The 19416-nt window shown below is 63.1% G+C and carries 21 protein-coding genes; 13 read left to right on the top strand and 8 right to left on the bottom strand.

Features of this window, described 5'->3' with window-relative positions:
* Position 1: 1 nt before the first annotated feature.
* Entirely contained in the window at positions 2 to 811 is an 810-nt protein-coding gene (locus tag AC2ISB_RS11180) for an SDR family NAD(P)-dependent oxidoreductase (RefSeq protein WP_486575051.1), read from the bottom strand.
* Positions 812 to 925: 114 nt separating this feature from the next.
* Here AC2ISB_RS11180 and AC2ISB_RS11175 point away from each other — a divergent pair, with 114 nt between their 5' ends.
* From AC2ISB_RS11175 to AC2ISB_RS11155, 5 genes are all read left to right on the top strand, one after another.
* On the top strand, positions 926 to 1408 hold the full coding sequence (locus tag AC2ISB_RS11175) for an Lrp/AsnC family transcriptional regulator (protein WP_486576796.1): 483 nt from the start codon (positions 926 to 928) through the stop codon (positions 1406 to 1408).
* Between the two features lie 99 nt (positions 1409 to 1507).
* Positions 1508 to 2974: an NAD-dependent succinate-semialdehyde dehydrogenase gene (locus AC2ISB_RS11170; RefSeq protein WP_486575049.1), complete on the top strand. Its 1467-nt coding sequence runs from the start codon at positions 1508 to 1510 to the stop codon at positions 2972 to 2974.
* A gap of 21 nt (positions 2975 to 2995) precedes the next feature.
* The gene (locus AC2ISB_RS11165) at positions 2996 to 4366 is read left to right on the top strand and encodes an aminotransferase (RefSeq protein WP_486575047.1); all 1371 of its coding nucleotides are present in this window, start codon (positions 2996 to 2998) and stop codon (positions 4364 to 4366) included.
* A gap of 143 nt (positions 4367 to 4509) precedes the next feature.
* A complete protein-coding gene (locus AC2ISB_RS11160) occupies positions 4510 to 5316 on the top strand; it encodes a trypsin-like serine peptidase (protein WP_486575045.1) in 807 nt (268 codons plus the stop codon).
* Positions 5317 to 5504: 188 nt separating this feature from the next.
* A complete protein-coding gene (locus AC2ISB_RS11155; RefSeq protein WP_339108277.1) occupies positions 5505 to 5981 on the top strand; it encodes an Hsp20 family protein in 477 nt (158 codons plus the stop codon).
* Between the two features lie 112 nt (positions 5982 to 6093).
* Here AC2ISB_RS11155 and modC read toward each other — a convergent pair whose 3' ends face one another.
* Genes modC through AC2ISB_RS11135 form a run of 4 tightly spaced genes read right to left on the bottom strand, consistent with a single transcriptional unit; the run spans position 6094 to position 9029 of the window.
* Positions 6094 to 7176 carry a molybdenum ABC transporter ATP-binding protein gene (gene modC, locus AC2ISB_RS11150; protein WP_486575043.1) on the bottom strand — a complete coding sequence of 361 codons (1083 nt, stop codon included), beginning with the start codon at positions 7174 to 7176 and terminating at the stop codon, positions 6094 to 6096.
* A gap of 1 nt (position 7177) precedes the next feature.
* Complete coding sequence (gene modB / locus AC2ISB_RS11145) at positions 7178 to 7873, bottom strand: molybdate ABC transporter permease subunit (RefSeq protein WP_406736014.1); 696 nt, start codon at positions 7871 to 7873, stop codon at positions 7178 to 7180.
* 4 nt (positions 7874 to 7877) lie between these two features.
* The gene (modA, locus tag AC2ISB_RS11140) at positions 7878 to 8621 is read right to left on the bottom strand and encodes a molybdate ABC transporter substrate-binding protein (RefSeq protein WP_486575041.1); all 744 of its coding nucleotides are present in this window, start codon (positions 8619 to 8621) and stop codon (positions 7878 to 7880) included.
* 60 nt (positions 8622 to 8681) lie between these two features.
* Positions 8682 to 9029 carry a winged helix-turn-helix domain-containing protein gene (locus tag AC2ISB_RS11135; protein WP_406721314.1) on the bottom strand — a complete coding sequence of 116 codons (348 nt, stop codon included), beginning with the start codon at positions 9027 to 9029 and terminating at the stop codon, positions 8682 to 8684.
* 121 nt (positions 9030 to 9150) lie between these two features.
* Here AC2ISB_RS11135 and AC2ISB_RS11130 point away from each other — a divergent pair, with 121 nt between their 5' ends.
* The 4 genes from AC2ISB_RS11130 (at position 9151) to AC2ISB_RS11115 (ending at position 13602) form a co-directional block, all read left to right on the top strand.
* Entirely contained in the window at positions 9151 to 10176 is a 1026-nt protein-coding gene (locus AC2ISB_RS11130) for a glycosyltransferase family 4 protein (protein ID WP_486576794.1), read from the top strand.
* A complete protein-coding gene (locus AC2ISB_RS11125) occupies positions 10173 to 10787 on the top strand; it encodes a glycosyltransferase family 29 protein (protein WP_339108272.1) in 615 nt (204 codons plus the stop codon). Before AC2ISB_RS11130 ends, AC2ISB_RS11125 begins: the two co-directional genes overlap by 4 nt.
* Positions 10788 to 10862: 75 nt before the next feature.
* Positions 10863 to 11885 carry an aspartate-semialdehyde dehydrogenase gene (locus tag AC2ISB_RS11120; protein WP_339108271.1) on the top strand — a complete coding sequence of 341 codons (1023 nt, stop codon included), beginning with the start codon at positions 10863 to 10865 and terminating at the stop codon, positions 11883 to 11885.
* 157 nt (positions 11886 to 12042) lie between these two features.
* Positions 12043 to 13602 (top strand): DUF4139 domain-containing protein, encoded by a 1560-nt coding sequence (locus AC2ISB_RS11115; RefSeq protein ID WP_486575038.1) that lies wholly within the window; start codon positions 12043 to 12045, stop codon positions 13600 to 13602.
* On the opposite strand, the gene AC2ISB_RS11110 is transcribed toward AC2ISB_RS11115, so the two are convergent.
* Together AC2ISB_RS11110 and AC2ISB_RS11105 are read right to left on the bottom strand one after the other, a co-directional pair.
* The gene (locus tag AC2ISB_RS11110; protein WP_486575036.1) at positions 13559 to 14251 is read right to left on the bottom strand and encodes a hypothetical protein; all 693 of its coding nucleotides are present in this window, start codon (positions 14249 to 14251) and stop codon (positions 13559 to 13561) included. The genes AC2ISB_RS11115 and AC2ISB_RS11110 overlap by 44 nt on opposite strands.
* 68 nt (positions 14252 to 14319) lie before the next feature.
* Positions 14320 to 14970 (bottom strand): carbonic anhydrase, encoded by a 651-nt coding sequence (locus AC2ISB_RS11105; protein WP_339108268.1) that lies wholly within the window; start codon positions 14968 to 14970, stop codon positions 14320 to 14322.
* A gap of 247 nt (positions 14971 to 15217) precedes the next feature.
* Between AC2ISB_RS11105 and AC2ISB_RS11100 the strand changes: the two genes are divergently transcribed.
* The 3 genes from AC2ISB_RS11100 to AC2ISB_RS11090 all read left to right on the top strand — a co-directional run bounded on the left by AC2ISB_RS11100 (position 15218) and on the right by AC2ISB_RS11090 (position 17982).
* Positions 15218 to 15598, top strand: a complete 381-nt coding sequence (locus tag AC2ISB_RS11100) for a hypothetical protein (protein ID WP_339108267.1) — start codon at positions 15218 to 15220, stop codon at positions 15596 to 15598.
* 126 nt (positions 15599 to 15724) lie between these two features.
* Positions 15725 to 17128: a leucyl aminopeptidase family protein gene (locus AC2ISB_RS11095; protein ID WP_486575034.1), complete on the top strand. Its 1404-nt coding sequence runs from the start codon at positions 15725 to 15727 to the stop codon at positions 17126 to 17128.
* Entirely contained in the window at positions 17125 to 17982 is an 858-nt protein-coding gene (locus tag AC2ISB_RS11090; protein ID WP_486575032.1) for a C40 family peptidase, read from the top strand. The genes AC2ISB_RS11095 and AC2ISB_RS11090 overlap by 4 nt, the downstream gene beginning before the upstream one ends.
* Here the strand turns inward: AC2ISB_RS11090 and AC2ISB_RS11085 are convergent.
* A complete protein-coding gene (locus AC2ISB_RS11085) occupies positions 17979 to 18317 on the bottom strand; it encodes a DUF2794 domain-containing protein (protein ID WP_339108264.1) in 339 nt (112 codons plus the stop codon). The two genes, AC2ISB_RS11090 and AC2ISB_RS11085, sit on opposite strands and share 4 nt — an antisense overlap.
* Before the next feature lie 522 nt (positions 18318 to 18839).
* Here AC2ISB_RS11085 and AC2ISB_RS11080 point away from each other — a divergent pair.
* Positions 18840 to 19274 carry a c-type cytochrome gene (locus AC2ISB_RS11080; protein ID WP_339108263.1) on the top strand — a complete coding sequence of 145 codons (435 nt, stop codon included), beginning with the start codon at positions 18840 to 18842 and terminating at the stop codon, positions 19272 to 19274.
* Positions 19275 to 19416 lie beyond the last annotated feature (142 nt).

The following is a 19416-nucleotide window of genomic DNA, read 5'->3' as shown; positions in this document are numbered from 1 at the left end:
CTTATGCCCCCTGACCAAGGTTGATCGACAGCCCGCCATCAATGGCAAAGCTCTGGCCCGTCACATATTCCGCATCCGTCGAAGCCAGATAGACCGCCATTTTCGCCACCTCCCACGGCTGGCCCGCGCGGCCCCACGGGATATGGCTCTCCATCTCCTTGCGCAGTTCGGGATCGTCGATGGCCTCCTGGTTGATCGGCGTCAGGATCATGCCGGGAAGGATGTTATTGGCGGTGATCCTATGCGGCGCGAGTTCCAGCGCCAGCGTGCGGGTCAGCATGCGTAGCCCGCCCTTGGACGCATCATAGGCCGAGGTGCCCCCGCGCGGGACGTTCTCATGCACCGAAGACACGGTGACAATGCGCCCACCGCCGCCCGCTGCCTTGCGCATACGGGTGAAGGCCGCCGAAGCCATGGCGGGGCCGGTCAGATTGACGGCGATCACCTTGGACCAGTCTTCGGGGTCCATCTGGTCCAGCTCGGCGGGGGCGGGGTCCATCCCGCCGTTATTCACCAGAATATCCGCCGCTCCGAACCGGTCCTGCGTCTTGGCAAAAAGCGCCTCGATGTCGTCAAGCTTGGACAGATCGCATTTCACGATCTCCACCAGACTGCCGTGGGCGGCCACATGATCGGCGGTCTTCTTGGCGCCCGCTTCATCCGAGCGGTAGGTGATCACCAGATCCGCCCCCTCCTGCGCGTAGGTCTCGGCAATGGCCGCCCCGATCCCCGACGAGCCGCCGGTGACAATGGCGATTTTGCCTTTCAGGCGGTTGGCGGCTTTGGTCGGTTGCGGCGTTACAGGAGACATCGGATATCCTTTCCTCAGGGGGTGTCTCCCTAACGGGCAGACCCTTTGGAAGTTTCCTTCACTTCGTCGTTTTTGCCGGATGCAGGGCCGCGCGCGCTGGGCTATCATCGCCTCATGCTGAAGCTTGACGACCGTGACCTTGCCATTCTGACAACGCTTGCCCGCGAAGGCCGCATCACCAAAGCGGCGCTGGCCGAGCGTATCAATCTTTCGCCCACGCCCGCTTGGGACCGGCTGCGCAAGCTTGAGGCTGCGGGGCTGGTCGAGGGCTATGGCGCGCGGATCGCGCTGAAAAAACTGGGCCCGCATGTGACGGTCTTTGTGGCCGCCGAGCTGGCCGACCATAAGGCCGCGACCTTCCGGATTTTCGAGGATGCCGTGCAGCCGATCCCCGAGATCGTGAATGTCTGGGCTTTGGGCGGCGGGTTCGATTACCTCATGCAGATCGTTACCCGCGATATCGACAGCTACCAGCGGCTGATCGACACGCTGCTGGAGGGGCGCATCGGGATTGCGCGCTATTTCACCTATATCGTGACCAAGCCGGTAAAACAGGGCCTGCCGCCCTTTGATCTGCTGGCAGGCCATCTGGACTGAGATCGCCCGCGCGGCAGTCCGCTTGGGCTGCGGATGGGTGATCTTCGGTCTCGCAGGCGGGTTGGATCGGGCAGACTGGACGGGAAAGGAGACCCGCCCATGCTGGATGCTGCTATTTCCGACCGAGCCGCCCTGAAAGACCGCCGCCTGCTGCGAAGTTTCGCCTATGTGGATGGCAAATGGCAGGCAGGGGACGCGCGCGCCTTTGCCGTTGTCGACCCGAGCGACGGGGCGGAATTGGGCCATGTCGCCAGCCTCTCGGGCGCGCAGGCCGTGGGGGCCGTTGAGGCAGCCGATCGTGCCTTTGGCGCGTGGTCTGTAACCCTGCCACAAGAGCGCGCGGCGATCCTGCGCCGCTGGTTCGACCTGATTACCGAGGCAAAAGAAGACCTTGCCCGCATTATGGTGGCCGAACAGGGCAAGCCGATATCGGAGGCGCGTGGCGAGATTGACTATGCCGCGAGTTTCGTCGAATTCTACGCCGAGGAAGCCAAGCGCCCCAATGTGGAAAGCGTGACCTCGCATCTGCCCGATGCCGAGATGGAACTCTGGCTGGAGCCCGTTGGTGTGGCGGCGCTGGTTACCCCGTGGAATTTCCCTTCGGCCATGCTGACGCGCAAGGCGGCAGCGGCCTTGGCGGCGGGCTGTACCGTGGTGGCGCACCCTTCGGCCGAGACGCCCTATTCCGCGCTGGCCTTGGCGGAACTGGCCGAACGGGCGGGCTTTCCGGCGGGCGTCTTCAATGTGGTCACGGGCCATGCGCCCGATATCGTCACCCCTTGGTGCGAAGACCCTCGCGTGCGGGCGCTGTCGTTCACCGGCTCCACCGCCATCGGCAAGCTACTGTATGCGCAATCGGCCCAGACGGTGAAACGGCTGGTGCTGGAACTGGGCGGCCATGCGCCGGTGATCATCTTCAAGGGTGCCGATCTGGACCGCGCCGTGGCCGAGACGCTCAAGGCCAAATTCGCCACCTCGGGGCAGGATTGTCTGGCCGCCAACCGCATCTATGTCGAGCGCCCGATCTATGATGCCTTCTGCGCGAAATTCACCGAGGCCGTTCAGGCGCTGACCGTCGGGCGCGGGATTGACGACCCCGATATCGGCCCCTTGATGAATGAAGGCGCCATCGGCAAACAGGTCGAGCATCTGGACGACGCTTTGGCCAAAGGCGCGAAGCTGGCCACGGGCGGCACGCATCAGGGGCTGTTCTTCCAGCCGACCGTGCTGACCGATGTGCCCGATGACGCCAAGATCATGCGCGAGGAAACCTTCGGCCCCATCGCGCCGATCACGCCCTTTGATAGTGAAGCCGAGGTGATTGCCCGTGCGAATACAGGCGATTACGGGCTGATGGCCTATATCCACAGCCGCGACCCCAAGCGCATCTACCGCATGAGCCGCGCGCTACAGTTCGGCATGGTGGCGGTGAACCGCACCAAGGTCACCGGCGCGCCCATCCCCTTTGGCGGCATGAAGCAATCCGGCCTTGGCCGCGAGGGCGCACGCATGGGCATGCAGGAATTTATGGAGATCAAATACCTCTGCCGCGACTGGGGTATCTAAGTGATGATGAAAGGAGGCATTATGCTGACCAATGACCAACTCGCCCGCTGGGACCGCGAGAACTTCTTCCACCCCTCGACCCATCTGGCACAGCATGCCCGTGGCGAGACCCCGACCCGCGTGATCCGTACCGCCAAGGGGGTCTATATCGAGGACCGCGATGGCCGCCAGATGCTGGACGCTTTTGCGGGGCTTTACTGCGTGAATGTGGGCTATGGCCGCCCCGAGATTGCCGATGCGATTGCCGATCAGGCGCGCGAGCTGGCCTATTATCACGCCTATGTGGGCCATGGGACCGAGGCCTCGATCACGCTGGCGCAGATGGTCATGGAGCGCGCCCCCAAGGGCATGTCCAAGGTCTATTTCGGGCTGTCGGGCTCGGATGCGAATGAAACCAACATCAAGCTGATCTGGTATTACAACAACATCCTGAACCGCCCCGAGAAGAAAAAGATCATCTCGCGCTGGCGGGGCTATCATGGCTCGGGGGTGATGACGGGGTCTCTGACAGGGCTATCGGGTTTCCACAATAAATTCGACCTGCCGCGCGCGCCGATCCTGCACACCGAGGCCCCCTATTACTTCCGTCGCCCCGAGGGGATCGAGACCGAGGAAGCCTTCACCGCCCATTGTGTGGCCGAGCTGGAGGCGCTGATCGAACGCGAGGGCGCAGATACTATCGCCGCCTTCATCGGCGAGCCGGTTCTGGGCACAGGAGGCATCGTGCCGCCGCCCGCAGGTTACTGGGAAGGGGTCCAGAAGGTGCTGGCCAAGCATGACATCCTTCTGGTGGCCGATGAGGTCGTCACGGGCTTCGGGCGGCTGGGCACGATGTTCGGCTCGGATCATTACGGGATGAAGCCCGATCTGATCACCATCGCCAAAGGGCTGACCTCGGCCTATGCGCCGCTGTCGGGGTCGATTGTGGGGGAGAAGATGTGGAAGGTGCTGGAACAGGGCACCGATGAAAACGGCCCGATCGGTCATGGCTGGACCTATTCTGCCCACCCCATTGGCGCGGCAGCAGGGGTGGCAAACCTCAAGCTGATCGATAGCCTAGGTCTGGTGGAAAACGCAGGCACTACAGGGGCCTATCTGAACAAGGCGATGAAAGAGGCCTTGGGCGATCATCCGAATGTCGGTGATATCCGGGGCGAGGGCATGCTCTGCGCGGTCGAATTCGTCGAAGACCGCGACAGCCGCCGCTTCTTTGACGCGAGTGCCAAGATCGGCCCGCAGATCGCCACGGCACTGGCCGCAGAAGGGGTGATCGGGCGCGCCATGCCACAGGGCGACATTCTAGGCTTCGCGCCGCCCCTATGCCTCAGCGAGGCCGAGGCCGATATCATTGTGGCGGCGATGAAAAAGGCGGTCACACAGGTGCTGGGCTAAGCCCGAAGGGGCCGTAGGTCCCTTCGGGCCGAGCGGGGCGGGGTCTCGATGGCCCCGCCCCGCTCGGGGCCGCGCGTTTGTCCTAAAATCGCCGTATTGACCCGCTTTGACGATCTGCGGGCACGGTTTGCGGGGAAATGGCGATGATCCGGCATATGATATCACTCTGTTTTCTGGCCATGCTTCTCCCTGTCGCGCTATCGGCCCAGACCACTCTGCGGGCCCAGACCCCCTTGCGGGTCCTGACCACGGGGGATGCCGGTCGGGGCTGGGAGGCGGTCGGGCGGCTCGATTTTGCGGATGGCGGGTTCTGCACCGCCAGTCTTGTGGCGCCCGATCTGGTTCTGACGGCGGCGCATTGTCTCTTTGATCCCCGTAGCGGGGGCAGGGTCGAGATCACCACGGCCCGCTTCCGGATGGGATTGCGCGAAGACCGTGCCTTGGTCGAACGCCAGATCAGGGCGGGGTTTCCCCATCCGCAATATCGCTATCAGGGACCACAGGCCTTTGACCGCGTGACCTATGATATGGCTCTGCTGCAACTGGATAGGCCCGTGCGGATCTCGCCGGTCATGCCGTTCGATCTGGGGGAGGTGCCTCGCAAGGGCGATCCGCTGTGGGTGGTCTCCTATGCCGAGGGGCGCGAGGCGCTGCCCTCCCTGCAGGCGCGCTGCTATGTGATCCAGAAAAACGAGGGGCGGATGATCACGGATTGTGATGTCGATCATGGGGCCTCCGGTGCGCCGGTCTTCGTCATGAAACATGGCAGGCCGCAGATCGTGGGGGTGGTCTCGGCCAAGGCGCGGCTTGAGGGGCAGCCGGTTGCGGTGGTGGCCGATGCCAGCCTGATGCGCCATATGCTGACCGATCTGCGCCAGCCGGGCGGGCAGCGGGCGAAGATGGTGGGGGGCGCGAAGTTCCTCTCGGTGCCGCCATCCGTTTCGCCTTAGGCTTCCGCACCAATGCGGGCTGTGGCCGAGTGGCAAAAATCTGAAATCCTTCGGGGCAGGAAGGCTTGAAACGGCGTTTGGCCCTTCCCAGATTGAGTGTGTCGGGATGCCGCAACAGGGTCCCGCACCCATTTCATCGCCCATGCCCGGACGGGGTGGGCAACCATCGCTCTGAGAGGATGATACCCATGCGTAGCTTTGATCTTTCGCCGCTTTACCGTGCCACTGTCGGTTTTGACCGGATGGCCGACCTGATGGATAGCGTGATGTCGAAAGACGTCTCCCAAACCAGCTATCCCCCCTACAATATCGAAAAAACCGCCGAGAATGCCTATCGCATTACCATCGCTGTCGCGGGGTTCGCCGCAGACGAGCTGACCGTCGAGATGCGCGACGGGGCGCTGATCGTCTCGGGCCGCAAATCCGAGGAAGCCGGACAGAAGACCTATCTGCATCGTGGTATCGCCACCCGCGCTTTCGAGCGTCGTTTCGGGCTGGCCGATCATGTCCGTGTGACCGGTGCCAGCAATGAGGATGGCATGCTGCATATCGATCTGGTGCATGAGGTTCCCGAGGCTCTCAAGCCCCGCCGGATCGAGATTACCAATACCGGTGCGGGCCGTGTCGCGCGCGATATGCGCGATGTGATCGACAATGCGCAATAAGCCATCCGTATGACGAAGCCGGAGGCGCGGGACATCCCGCGCCTTTTTCTATGCCGTTTCCTATGTCTTGGCCTGCTATACCTTAGCCTGTGTCGGCTGTTCTCAGGGCCGTTCAGGGGCGGGGCGCGCGGCGTTCGACGGCCACGGTTTTCAGGATCGCATGACATTCCGTGTCGGGCCGCAGATCCAGAGCCTGCCGCGAGCGCGCGGTGATCTTGGCCAGCAGCGTCTCGTCGCCACAGCGGATCTGGACCCAGAACCGGTCTTCGGCCTTTGATGTCGGGGTGATTTTCTGCACCTGTCCCGACAGGATATTCAACGCCGAAAGCCCCTCGGGGCGTTGGCGCGACAGGATGACATCACTGGCCTGAATGCGCAGCCGCAGCGTCTGGCCCACGGGATGCGGCTTGGTCAGAAAAAGCGTGCCCCCCGCGCCCTGCACGCGGGTCATGCCATCGGGGTCCTGTCCGGCAACCTGCACATGGATCACCGCGCCCGCCCCGTCCTGCCCGAATAGCGGGGCCAGATCCGGCTCGGCCAGCAGGGTCTGCAGCGGTCCCGAAGCGCGGGTTCTGCCGGCCTCGATCACCACCAGCGTATCGGCCAGCCGCGCGATCTCGGACACGGAATGGCTGACATAGACAATCGGCAGGCCGGTATCGCGCAGATTCTCCAGAAAGGGCAGGATCTCGGCACGGCGGGGGGCATCAAGCGCCGCCAGCGGTTCGTCCATCAGCAGGATCTGCGGTTTGGACAGCAGGGCGCGACCGATCGAGATGCGGGCTTTTTCGCCGCCCGAGAGCGCCGCGACCCTGCGCCCGAGCAAGGGCGCGATGCCCAGCATTCCGATCACCTGATCGAAATCCGGCCCCTGTGCGTCTTTGGGGGCGCGCCTGCGGCCATAGTCCAGATTGCCCCTGACACCCAGATGGGGAAACAGGCGCGGTTCTTGAAAGACATAACCGATGCGGCGTTTATGGAGGGGCAGATTGGTGCGGGTGGCGCTGTCAAACAGCACCGTTCCGCCCAATGTGATGCGTCCGGCAGCGGGGCGCAGAAGCCCCGAGATCGCGTTGACGATTGTGGATTTGCCCGCCCCTGAGGGTCCGAACAGCGCGGTGACGCCGGTGGGGGCGGTGAACTCGGCCGATAGGTCAAGCTGTCCGGCGCGGTGCTTCAGGCGGACCTTGAGCATTCTATGCCCCCCTGATCCGTTTGGCGATCATCCGCGAGACGGATTCCGACACCAGCATGGCCGTGACCGCAATCGCGATGGAAATCCCCGCAAGCTTGGCCACCGAGGCCTCGGCACCGGGCACCTGCAGCAGGGCATAGATCGCTGAAGGCAGTGTCTGGGTCCGCCCCGGAATGTTGGAGACAAAGGTGATGGTGGCCCCGAATTCGCCCATCGCCTTGGCAAAGGCGAGGATCATCCCCGCGATGATCCCCGGCGCGATCAGTGGCAGCGTGATGCTGAAGAACATGCCCAAAGGGCGCGCGCCAAGGGTGCGGGCGGCCTGTTCAAGGCCGGGATCGACGGCTTCGATGGCCAGCCATATCGCCCGCACCATCAGCGGAAAGCCCATGATGGCGGCAGCCAATGCGGCGCCTGTCCATTGGAAGGCAAAGACCAGCCCGATCGCGCGGTCAAGGAAGGCGCCCAAGGGGCCGTTGCGCCCGAAGAGCAGCAGCAGGATATAGCCGGTGACCACAGGCGGCAGGATCAGCGGCAGATGCACCAGCGCATTCAGCCCCCAGACAAGCGGCCCGCGCCCCCGCGCCAGCACCAGCGCGACCGCAATCGCCACCGGCAGCGCGCAAAGCACCGCCACCAGCGAGACTTTCAGCGACAGCGCGATGGCGGCCCATTCTTCGGGGCTGAGCATGGGCATCTGCTCAGGGCTTTACCGTGAAGCCCTGTGCTGCAAATATCTTTTTGGCAGCGGGCGTGGTCAGATAGGCCAGAAAGGCTTTGGCCCCCGCCGCATCGGCGCCGGTATTCAGCAGCGCCACCGGATAGGTGATCGCATCATGGCTGTCTTCGGGAAAGGTGGCGGCAATATGCACATGCGGTTCGGCATGGGCATCGGTGGCATAGACGATGCCATAGGGGCTTTCCCCCGTGGCCACCAAGGCCAGAGCCGCGCGCACGTTATCGGCCTGTGCGACATGTGCGGAAAGCTGGTCCCACAGCCCCAGATGGGTCAGCGCCTGCTTTCCATAGACCCCCGCCGGTACGCTATCGACAAGTGCCATAGCCAGAAAACCGTCTTGGCCCAAGGCTTTGGGCAAGTCGGCGGGGGCGGTCTGCACATCGTCATGGGCCACCAGAACCAGCGCGTTGCCCAGCAGATCGTGGCGGGTGCCTGCAATGGTCGCGCCGGATGTCTCGACCTCGTCCATCCAGTCGGTCGAGGCCGAGATGAACATATCGGCTGGCGCTCCGGCCTCGATCTGGCGGGCCAGCTTCGACGAGCCCGCATAGGAGATGGTCACCGGATCATGCGTTTCGCCCCAGTCCTGCGCGATCTCGTCCAGCGCGGTTTTCATCGAGGCGGCGGCAAAGATGACGGGGTCCGCTGCGGCGGCAAGCGGGCTCATCAGGACGGTGGTCAGGGCAAGAAGGGGCAGGGCGCGCATGCGGGGATCTCCGATATGTTTCGCTGAACATAACCCTTTTCTGCTTCCCGTCCATAGGCTTCAGTCGCGGGGGCCGGTCAGGGCCTCGAGCGCGGCAATGTCGTCGTTGCAGCTTTCGCGGAACCGTTCCAGCAGTTGGCGATACAGCCGCAGCACTTCGGTGCCGGTTTCGGTCAGATGCGCGCCGCCGCCCCTTGTTCCGCCGCGCGCCGAGGACACGACCGGTGCGCAAAAGCCTGCATTCATCTCTTCCACCAAGGCCCATGCGCGGCGATAGCTCATGCCCATGCGGCGTCCGGCGGCGGAAATGGAGCCTTCTTCGGCAATGGCCTGCAAAAGATCGGCCTTGCCGGGCCCCATCATGATCGGGTCCCAGTAAAGGCGCAGGGCGATACGGTTTAGCGGCATGCGAATGTCCTGACAGGGCATGGAAACAGCCCCGATCATCCTGCCCGCCCGCCCCGAAGGCAAGCCGCGCCGCGCCATTTTCTCGAAAGACAAGGCGGGCAAGGCAGGGTATGAAAGGGGTATGGATAAAGAGATTGATGTTATTGCCCCGAACCTCAAGCGTCGCCTGTCCGGCGTGACCGCGACGATTGTTCGGCTTGTGCCCCTGCAGGCGCGCAAGATCGGTATTGTGACCACCGGGCCGGGTTTGCCCGAAACCGTGCCGCATGTCGCCCTATGGCGCGTGCCGTTTCTGAAGCGTCGCCGCCGTGTCTGGCATGCGCGGCGCAATGTGGAAATGGCTCTGGGGCTGGCGCTGAAATATCTGTGTTTCATGGATCTGAAGCTGCTATTCACCTCGGCCAGCCAGCGGCAGCATACGGGCTATACGAAATGGCTGATCGGGCAGATGGACGCGGTGGTGGCGACCTCGGCGCGCACGGCGGAATACCTGAGCGTGCCCAATCATGTGATCCATCATGGCATCGATATCTCGGGATTCGACAGGGCGCAGGACCGTAGCGCCTTGCGCGCATCGATGAATCTGCCGCGCGGGGTGCTGATCGGCTGTTACGGGCGGGTCCGCCATCAGAAGGGCACCGATGCTTTTGTGGAGGCGATGATCGCGCTGCTGCCCTCGCGCCCCAATGTCTCGGCGCTGGTGATGGGCCGCGCAACCGAAGGGCATTCGGAATTTCTGGCGGGGCTGAAGCGTAAAGTGGGGCAGGCGGGGCTGGAGCATCGCATCCTGTTCATGCCCGAGGTCTCGGTCGATCGCATGGCCGACTGGTATCGGGTGCTTGATCTTTACGTTGCGCCGCAGCGTTGGGAGGGCTTCGGCCTGACGCCCATCGAGGCAATGGCCTGCCATGTGCCGGTGGTGGCGACCCGCGTGGGCGCCTTCGAGGAGATCGTGACGCCGGAAAGCGGCAAGCTGGTCGATCCGGGCGATATAGAGGGCATGAGCGCGGCGGTGGCGGGCTATCTGGATGATCCGCAAGCGATGGCCGCGGCAGGGCGTGCGGCGCGGCGCAATGTCGAGGCGCGCTTCCAGATTGATGCCGAAGCCGATGCGCTGATCGCTGTCTATCGCGATCTGCTGGCATGACGCGGGCGGGTTTCTATCTGGCGCGGCTTTTGCGGCAGGAGGCACCTCTGGCCGCGATGTCGGTGGATCAGGCGGATCTGCTGGCGGGGCTTGCGGGCAAATCGGTGGCGCTGGTGGGCAATGCGCGGTCGCTGGCGGAAACGCGGCACGGGGCCGAGATCGATGCGCAGGATGTGGTGGTGCGGATCAACCGTGCCCCGATGCCGTCGGTGGCAAGCCACGGCACCCGCACGGACTGGCTGGCCCTTGCGACGCGGCTCGGGGCGCAGGACCGTGCCCGCATCGGGGCGGGGCGGTATCTGTGGATGAGTCACAAACGCAAACGGCTGGATTGGCAAACGGCCACAAGCCACGGTTTCTATCTGCACCCTCTGGCCGATTATGCGGATCTGCAAAGCCGGCTTGGCGCGCAGCCCACCACGGGGGCGATGATGATCGACCTTCTCTTGCGCTCGGATCTGCGGCAGTTGACTCTATACGGCTTTGATTTCTTTGCCTCTTTGTCGCTTTCGGGCAGCCGCAGCGCCAAAGATGTGCCGCATGATTTCACCTCCGAGGCCGATTTCGTCGCAGGGCTGATGGCGCAAGATAACCGCCTTATTCGCCGCTAATTTCGCGAAAACCCTTTAAATATACGGCCATTCGGGCTATGTCGCACCTCGTCCGAAGTACAAGGAGGGCCTAAATTGGGCTATAAAGTCGTCGTTGCTGGCGCCACGGGTAATGTGGGCCGCGAAATGCTGAATATTCTCGCCGAGCGCGAGTTCCCTGCCGATGAGGTTGTTGCTCTGGCGTCGCGCCGGAGCCTTGGTACTGAGGTCAGCTATGGCGACAAGACACTCAAGTGCAAGGACATCGAAGGGTTCGACTTCTCTGGCTATGACATTGCGCTCTTCGCCATCGGCTCGGATGCGACCAAGCAATACGCGCCGATCGCGGCGAAAGCGGGTTGCGTTGTCATCGATAACTCCTCGCTCTACCGCTACGATCCGGAGATTCCGCTGGTCGTGCCGGAAGTGAACCCCGAGGCGGTTGATGGCTACACCAAGAAGAACATCATCGCGAACCCCAACTGCTCGACCGCGCAGATGGTTGTGGCGCTCAAGCCGCTGCATGACCGTGCCAAGATCAAGCGCGTTGTCGTGTCGACCTACCAGTCGGTGTCCGGCTCAGGCAAGGAAGGGATCGATGAGCTGTGGGACCAGACCAAGGGCCTTTACGTCCCCGGTCAGGAAAAAGAGCCGAAGAAATTCACCAAGCAGATCGCTTTCAACGTGATTCCCCATATCGACGTCTTCATGGAAGACGGCTCGACCAAGGAAGAATGGAAGATGGTGGCCGAGACCAAGAAAATCGTCGATCCGGCGATCAAGGTCACCGCGACCTGTGTGCGCGTGCCGGTCTTTGTGGGTCACTCGGAAGCGATCAACCTCGAGTTCGAAGAGTTCCTTGATGAGGACGAAGCCCGCGATATCCTGCGTGAAGCCCCCGGTATTCTGGTGGTCGATAAGCGCGAGGATGGCGGCTATGTCACCCCCGTGGAATGCGTGGGCGATTACGCGACCTTCATCTCGCGCATCCGTCAGGACAGCACCATCGAGAATGGTCTGAACCTGTGGTGCGTCTCGGATAACCTGCGCAAGGGCGCGGCGCTGAATGCCGTGCAGATTGCCGAAACGCTTGGGAAGCGCTGCCTGAAAAAAGGCTAAGCGCCAGACTGGACTGATGTCGAAACGCCCGGAGAGTTCTCCGGGCGTTTTGCATTGACGCAATCGTCATTGGCGGAGGCGGGGGATTATGCGGGCGGGGGCTTGTCAGCCTCTGTCCGACCGATCACCTTCGTGAATAGTCGGGGAGGAGAATGTGATGCGTTTGATAATGGCCGGACTGGTCGTGGCATTGCCGCAAACGGTATGGGCAGAGGATCTTTTGCAGGCGCAGATACGTCGTGTCACGCTGTATCCGCAAGGGGCCGAGGTGACGCGGCAGGTGCAGGTTCCGGATGGGGCGGGCACAGTGCGGGTTGCGGGACTGCCTGCCAGCCTTGATCTTGACCGGCTTCGGATCGCGGGTGAGGGCGTCAGCCTTTCGGGCGTGCGGCTTGTCTCGGGGCAGGGGGCGGGCGACAGCCCTGTCGTGCAGGAGGCGCGCGCCAAGCTTGCGCAAATGACCGAGGATCTGGCGCAGAAAGAGGATGCGGTCGCGCTTTTGCGGGCCAAAGCCGAGGCGGCGCTGGATCGGGTGGTCTATCTGCGTGGGATCGGGGCGGCGCAGGCCACGCCCGAGCAGGCGCTTGCGATTGGCGATGAGGTCGAAGCGCGTGCTCTGGCGGCGCGTCAGACCGCCTTGCATGCGCAAGCGGAGGCGCGCCGTGCCGAGGCGGCACTGGCCCCTGAACGACGCGCGTTGCAGCGCGCGCAGGATGATCTGGCGCAACTTTTGGCCAAAGCGGAGAATGGCCAGTGGCTGGAGGCCACGGCCAGCGGGCATGGGGTGCTGACGCTGACGAGCTTTGCCGATGATGCGGGCTGGTCGCCGGTGTATGACATGCGTCTGGATCGCGGCGCCAAGCGGATTGATCTTACACGGCTGGTGTCGGTGCATCAGTCGAGCGGCGAGGACTGGCACAATGTCGATCTGACCCTGTCAACCGCGCGCCCGAATGACCGCATGGATCCGTCCGAGCTATGGCCGCTTTTGCGCAGCGTCGGGCCGGACCGTCCGGTTCTGCGAACGATGGGGGCGGAATATGCCGCAGCCGAGGTCGAGGCGGCACCGATGCGGAAGGCGGATCTGCTAGCACCGCAAATGGAGGGGGTGTCGCTTGTCTATCATCTGCCGCAGAAGGTGGATATGCGCGACGGGGCCGAGGCGCTGCGTCTGAAAATGGATGATCTGTCCTTGAAGGCCGCAAGCTGGGCGGAGGCCGTGCCTTCGCGCGATGCAACCGCCTATCTGGTGGCCGAGGCGACCAATAGCGGGTCCGAGCCGATTCTGCCCGGTCCGGTGATGCTTTATGCCGATGGGCGTCTGGTCGGTCAGGGTGCCCTCCCGCTGACGATGCCGGGCCAGACGGTCACCCAGGGGTTCGGAGCGATTGACGGGCTTGTGCTGACCCGCAAGCAGACCCGCCAGTCTGGAGATCGCGGGGTGATCGCGCGCCGGAATGAACAGGTGGAGACCGTGCGGATGACCGTCGAGAACCATACCGACCAGTCATGGCCCCTGCGGGTGGTGGATCAGGTGCCTTATTCGGAACAGGATGATCTGAAGATCAGCTGGAATGCCTCGCCCGAGGTCAGCCAGACCGATCTTGACGACAAGACCGGTCTTCTGGGATGGCGGTTTGACCTGCCCGCGCAGGCCAGCCGCGAGATCACGCTTACGACGCGATTGGAGTGGCCCGCAGATCAGGTTCTGCACTGAACCTGACCGCCTGCGCCGCGCGGCGGGACCGGAACATCGCATTGCTGAAAGCGGCGTCCAGCTCGTCTTCGGTGGGGGCGGTCGAAACGGCGACCAGCTTCGGGCGGTCCGGTTCCGGGCGCGGTTTGCGGCGCAGCGAATGGAAGACGGGCTGGGGCTGCACGAGAGGCTCGATCTCTGCCGTTTCCGTGGCAGCTTGCGGTGCGGTTTGCAGCATCGGAGCCGGAACCGGTTCGGGCGCCGCTTCGGCGGCAGCTTCGGGGCGCAGGCCGGGGAAGGGAGAATGGTAGCGGCGGGTCAGTTCGCCCAGATTCTGGCCGATATCATGCAGGCTGCAGAGGAAATCCTGCGACGGGAAGTCATGCAGGCAGACCTGCTCTTCACCGTTATGGCGCAGCACGAACCCGAGACCGCGCAGCTGGGCCTGAAGATCCAGCCAGCCATCGGCCAGCTCGAAACATTCCGCCAGTGCCACATGCTTGCGCAGGCGTTCGGCGACGGTGCTGCCCCCCTGAGACAGGGAAGCCAGAAGAGCGCCGCGGATCAGGTCCGCGGGGGACTTTGCTTGCGCGCGTGCCGTGCGTTCGATCAGGTGGATCATGTCTGCCGGCAGGCGGAGGGTGACGAGGTGTGATGCAATCTGGGTCATGTCGCCAGATTGCATCCCTGTCCTTAATCGCGAGTTAAGCGAACTTGGTCTTTTTTATTAAAACCGCCTCAGACGGCTTCAAACCCATTCTTGTTGGGGTTGTACTGACGCAGATCACCGCTGCCGATGTCGTGCCACAGCCCGTGCAGCGTCATCTGACCCGATTCGACAGCTGCCGTGACAAAGGGGAAGGTCATCAGGTTTTCAAGGCTGACCATAACGGCCTCTTGTTCAAGCGCCGTGATTCGCTCTTCTTCCGGCAGATCCTTGACGCGTTCGAAGCCGGGACGCAGCAGGTTGAGCCAGGTGCCCACGAACGAGGTCTTGTCTTCCAGTTCGGGCGCATGGCCGGTGCACATCGCGTTGCACCCTGCCACGCCACCGCAATTCGAATGGCCGAGCACGATCAGATGCGACACTTTCAGCGCCTGTACGGCATATTCCAGTGCGGCGGAGGTGCCGTGATGTTCGCCATCGGGCTCATAGGGCGGCACGAGGTTCGCGATATTACGGTGAATGAAGAACTCGCCCGAGTCGGCACCGAAGATCGAGGTGACATGCACACGCGAATCGCAGCACGAGATCACCATCGCACGCGGGCGCTGGCCCTCATCGGCGAGCTTTTTGTACCATACGGAATTTTCCGAATAGGTGGTTGCTTTCCAGCCGTGGAAGCGTTGCACCAAAGTCGGCGGCAACAGTTTTACACGTTCCCTCATGATCATCCCCTATAATGATTTCCCCTTACTTAGACCCGATACAAGGGGAGTTCGAGAGATTTTCCGGGGGTTAGGCAGAGTTTTTCCTAATTATGAAAGCTTTTCTTGAGACCTTTCCTGCATGGTGAATGTCGACCGTGGGGGTCATGGGGGGCAGGCTATACCTGCCAAAATGGGGTCCTTGAAAGCCATACGTGTTCTGTATGGTCAGTATGATGTGACCCGACGCAATGCGGAGGGTGCCAGTTTGGCAAATGTTACGAAATTGCGCTGCAATGAAACGGTGCGGATTGAACAGGCCCGGATCGTCGCGCTTTATGCCCAGTTGGGGCAGCAGGCAGCCGAACGGCTGATGGCCAGCGCAATCGAGGATCTGGCGATGCATATGGTTGCCATTGATGCCGCCGTGCAGAAAAACCAGCTCGGGGCGTTTGACGACGCCGTGACCTCGCTTATTCCGTTGGCGCGTCAGGTGGGAATGACCAAGCTGGAGCAGGTGACGCGGGATCTGCGGGACTGTATGCGGGCGCAGGATCTGGTGGCCTCGCGCGCTGTTTTGGCACGGTTGATGCGGATCGGGGACCGCTCGCTGAGCGAGGTTTGGGATCTGGAGGATATGAGCATCTAGGCGGGGGGCACCGCAGATCATGGTGCAAAGCCGCGTGAGAACGCGGCTGACGCTCCGGCGTGCTCTTGCAGGTGGCGCAGAGCAGGTTAGGCTGAGGCAAATGTCCAACCGATCCGGAAGCTTCTGATGTCTTTGCCTGTCCTGCCCGACCGTCCTGCCATGCGTTTCGCGCAAAGCGACGCACCGTTGCCACTTTATATTACCGAAGGGGGGCTGCCGGCCGCGCTGACGGAGGCGCAGGTGGCATGGGCCAAGGCGCAAGGCTTTACCGGCGCTCTGGGGCAGATCTGTGTGCTTCCCGATGCCGAGGGGGGGCTGTCTGCGGCGCTTTTCGGCTGGGGCAGCGCGGCCAGCCGGGCGCGCGGGCGGTTCCATCTGGCGCGTGCGGCCACGGCCCTGCCCGAAGGCGTTTGGTCCTTGCAGGGCGATCTGTCGGGTGCCGCATCTGAAGAGGCGGCGCTTGGCTGGTTGCTGGCGGGCTATGCCTATGAGCGTTATGCCAAAGCTGCCGCGCCCAAGGCCCGCCTGCATTGTCCCGCAGGGCTGGATGCGGCGCGCCTTGAAGCGATAGCCGCAGGTGAAGCCCTGACCCGCGATCTGATCAATACGCCAGCCAATGATATGGGGCCGGAAGAGCTGGAGCGTGCGATCAAGGATCTGGCCGACCAGCACGGGGCCGAACTGAACTCGATCATCGGCGAGAAGCTGGTCGAGAAAGGATTTCCGCTGATTTACGCGGTGGGGCAGGCCAGCCCGCGGGCACCGCGACTGGTCGAGATGCGCTGGGGCAGCGAGGGGCCGGAACTGACGCTGGTGGGGAAGGGCGTGTGTTTCGATACGGGTGGTCTCAACCTCAAACCCGGCAGCTCGATGGGGCTGATGAAAAAGGATATGGGCGGGGCGGCCACGGTGCTGGGCCTTGCGCATATGATCATGGCCCTGAAACTGCCGCTGCGGCTGCGCGTTCTGGTGCCTGCGGTGGAAAATGCGGTGTCGGGCAATGCGTTCCGTCCGCAAGATGTCTATACCTCCCGCAAGGGGCTGACGGTCGAGATCAACAACACCGATGCCGAGGGCCGTCTGGTGCTGGCCGATGCGCTGGCCTATGCCGATGAGGAAAACCCCGATCTGGTGCTTTGCATGGCCACCCTGACCGGCGCCGCCCGCGTGGCCTTGGGGCCGGATGTGCCGCCATTCTATACCGATGACGAGGATCTTGCCGCCGCGCTGGCAGAGGGGGCCGCGCAGGTTGCCGACCCGCTATGGCGGATGCCGTTCTGGTGCCCCTATGAGGACAAGATCGAACCCGGCATCGCCGATCTGGACAATGCGCCGGCAGGGGGGATGGCAGGCTCGATTACAGCGGCATTGTTCCTGCGCCGCTTCGTCACCGAAACCGAGGGCTTTGTCCATTTCGACATCTATGGCTGGCAACCTTCGGCGGCTCCGGCGCGACCGAAAGGGGGTGTGGGGCAGGGTGCGCGGGCCATTCTTGCGGCCTTGCCCGCCATGCTGGGGCTGCCCGCATGACGCCTGCCGGATGTGATCCCCTGCACGGGCTGGACAGGCGGCTGACCCCCTATTCCGGCTCGGTGGCACTGGTTGCCCTCAAGGGGAAAGTGGCCGCGATCAGCTTTACCGAGGGCCGGCCTGCGCGGGTCGCTGTGCCAGTGGTGGATCTATGTGACGCCCCCGCCGGAGCACGTGACCGGCAGCTTGTTTTCGGGGCGGGCGTGACCGTGATCGACGAACGCGCGGGATGGGCCTTCGTTCAGGCCGCAGCCGACCACTATTGCGGCTGGGTGCCTCTGACCGCTTTGGGGCAGGGCGGGGATGTCACCCATGTGGTCTGTGCCCCTGCCACCCATATCTATCGCGAGGCCTCCATCAAGCGCGGCGAGGTCATGGCCCTGCCGATCGGCGCAGGGCTTTGCGCGATACGGGAAGAGGGCGGCTTTGTCGTGACAGCGGAAGGCTTCGTGCCGCGCCAGCATCTGCGCGCGGTGACCTCCCCCGAGGCCGATCCTGTGGCCGTGGCCGAACGTCTGCTGGGGGCTCCCTATCTCTGGGGGGGGAACGGCTATGACGGGATCGACTGTTCGGGGCTCGTGCAGCTGTCTTACGGGCTTTGCGGTATCGCCTGTCCGGCCGATAGTGACCAGCAGTGGCACGGTTTCGGGCAGGTGCTTCCGGAAGAGGTTCCGGTTATCCGCGGGGATCTGTTCTTCTGGAAGGGGCATGTGGCGATGGCGGTCGATGACACGTGCCTGATCCATGCCAATGGCCACCATATGGCGGTCCGTTACGAATCGATCCGCGACACGATGGAGCGCATCGCCGCCTCCGGCGAGGGGATCTATCTGGGCCGCAAGCGCAGGCTCTAATCGATCGGGCGGATCAGCTTGCGCTCCAGAACCTGTAGCACCTGTGCAAGGTCATGGCCGCGTTTGAGGATCCGCCCGTCCATGCCGATCACCGAATACATCCCCTGCCGGTTGCGCAGGGCGGGGCGCTTTTCGATGCGGTAGATCGGGTATTCTGCCGCCCGGCGGAAGACCGAGAAAATCGCCACATCCCTGAGAAAGCTCATGCCGTAATCACGCCATTCACCAGCTGCGACCATGCGGCCATAGACCGAGAGGATGACCGAAAGCTCGTGGCGGTCGAAGGCGATTTGCGGTGTGCCTCCGGAAAGAGGCGGCATATTTTGCACTGTCATGGGGCCAGCCTGCCACCGCTTTGTGTTTCGCGCAATCTTTTCCAAGGGGCCGCAGCACGGCGCAGGTGCCATTATGAGCGGAAAGTGAATGCGGTTAATCAATTCTTGGTTTAGCCAGATTCCGGTCTTGAAATGACCTTTTTGCCCCCTCGAAGGTGCCGCGATCCGCTGTCAGGAAAGAGAGAGCGAAAGCAAACGCTCTGTTCCGGTGCCGCAGTTAACAGCCCCCACCCAGTATGCGGCACCGGAACAGTCTTTCCCCCTCTTTGCGATCCGTGCCTTTCGGGCCGAACTGCACAGGCCAGTTGCGGCGGGGCCTGCCCGATTGCGGATGACCGGCTGTGCGGGCGCGTTCAAATGGGCGCGTTCAAATGGGCGCGGGCCTTTCGTGGGCGGTTTTCCTCGCGGGGGGGGCGGCCTGACGGAAAACCTGTTTTGTCTCACAGCGGAGGCTGGCATAGTGTCCAGGATGTGCAGAGCCATTACGCGCCTTCGCATAAGCTATTTCACAAGGAGCCACAGATGCAGCGTTTCATTACTTTTTCCGCAGCGGTCCTGTTGATGGGCAGCTCGGTCGCGGCGGTGTATGCCGATGTCGCAGATCCGACGGTCAAAGCCTGGCAGGACGGAATGAAAGAGCTGCGTCAGTCGTCCAATATTCTGGGCGATATGGCCAAGGGCAAAAGCAGCTTTGATGCCGAGATCGCGGCCTCTGCCGCTTCGGCGCTGAAGGAAGAGGCCAAGAAGGTGGCGCCTTTGTTCGAAGCCAAGGCCACGGACCCTGAATCGGAAGCCAAATCCAGCATCTGGGACAACTGGGAGGCCTTCACCTCTCATGCCACCGATCTCGAGGTCGCCTCGGCGCAGATGGACACCTCGTCTCTGGCGGGTGTGCGGGAAGGGATGCAGGCGGTTGGCGCGGCCTGCGGCGGCTGCCATAAGCAGTTCAAGGAATAACCGTGCCTCTTGCGAGCGGGGTTTTGGCCCTGTCCGCAAAGGCCCTGTCCGCAAAGCTGTCGGCCCCGCAATGGGCCGCAGGGGCCGTGCCGCCCGTGTCCAGCGTCACGGGCGGGTCGGATTGGCAGGCCGCAATCCCGCC

It is taken from the genome of Thioclava sp. NS-SX20, from assembly GCF_057380695.1.
Note: the sequence above shows the minus strand (reverse complement) of the source record. Positions and strands in the feature narration are given on the sequence as shown.

Bases quoted from the DNA above. Each gene is read 5' to 3' on its own strand.
- AC2ISB_RS11180 (WP_486575051.1), bottom strand. From the start codon at position 811: ATGTCTCCTGTAACGCCGCAACCGACCAAAGCCGCCAACCGCCTGAAA.
- AC2ISB_RS11175 (WP_486576796.1), top strand. From the start codon at position 926: ATGCTGAAGCTTGACGACCGTGACCTTGCCATTCTGACAACGCTTGCC.
- AC2ISB_RS11170 (WP_486575049.1), top strand. From the start codon at position 1,508: ATGCTGGATGCTGCTATTTCCGACCGAGCCGCCCTGAAAGACCGCCGC.
- AC2ISB_RS11165 (WP_486575047.1), top strand. From the start codon at position 2,996: ATGCTGACCAATGACCAACTCGCCCGCTGGGACCGCGAGAACTTCTTC.
- AC2ISB_RS11160 (WP_486575045.1), top strand. From the start codon at position 4,510: ATGATCCGGCATATGATATCACTCTGTTTTCTGGCCATGCTTCTCCCT.
- AC2ISB_RS11155 (WP_339108277.1), top strand. From the start codon at position 5,505: ATGCGTAGCTTTGATCTTTCGCCGCTTTACCGTGCCACTGTCGGTTTT.
- modC (WP_486575043.1), bottom strand. From the start codon at position 7,176: ATGCTCAAGGTCCGCCTGAAGCACCGCGCCGGACAGCTTGACCTATCG.
- modB (WP_406736014.1), bottom strand. From the start codon at position 7,873: ATGCCCATGCTCAGCCCCGAAGAATGGGCCGCCATCGCGCTGTCGCTG.
- modA (WP_486575041.1), bottom strand. From the start codon at position 8,621: ATGCGCGCCCTGCCCCTTCTTGCCCTGACCACCGTCCTGATGAGCCCG.
- AC2ISB_RS11135 (WP_406721314.1), bottom strand. From the start codon at position 9,029: ATGCCGCTAAACCGTATCGCCCTGCGCCTTTACTGGGACCCGATCATG.
- AC2ISB_RS11130 (WP_486576794.1), top strand. From the start codon at position 9,151: ATGGATAAAGAGATTGATGTTATTGCCCCGAACCTCAAGCGTCGCCTG.
- AC2ISB_RS11125 (WP_339108272.1), top strand. From the start codon at position 10,173: ATGACGCGGGCGGGTTTCTATCTGGCGCGGCTTTTGCGGCAGGAGGCA.
- AC2ISB_RS11115 (WP_486575038.1), top strand. From the start codon at position 12,043: ATGCGTTTGATAATGGCCGGACTGGTCGTGGCATTGCCGCAAACGGTA.
- AC2ISB_RS11110 (WP_486575036.1), bottom strand. From the start codon at position 14,251: ATGACCCAGATTGCATCACACCTCGTCACCCTCCGCCTGCCGGCAGAC.
- AC2ISB_RS11105 (WP_339108268.1), bottom strand. From the start codon at position 14,970: ATGAGGGAACGTGTAAAACTGTTGCCGCCGACTTTGGTGCAACGCTTC.
- AC2ISB_RS11095 (WP_486575034.1), top strand. From the start codon at position 15,725: ATGTCTTTGCCTGTCCTGCCCGACCGTCCTGCCATGCGTTTCGCGCAA.
- AC2ISB_RS11090 (WP_486575032.1), top strand. From the start codon at position 17,125: ATGACGCCTGCCGGATGTGATCCCCTGCACGGGCTGGACAGGCGGCTG.
- AC2ISB_RS11085 (WP_339108264.1), bottom strand. From the start codon at position 18,317: ATGACAGTGCAAAATATGCCGCCTCTTTCCGGAGGCACACCGCAAATC.
- AC2ISB_RS11080 (WP_339108263.1), top strand. From the start codon at position 18,840: ATGCAGCGTTTCATTACTTTTTCCGCAGCGGTCCTGTTGATGGGCAGC.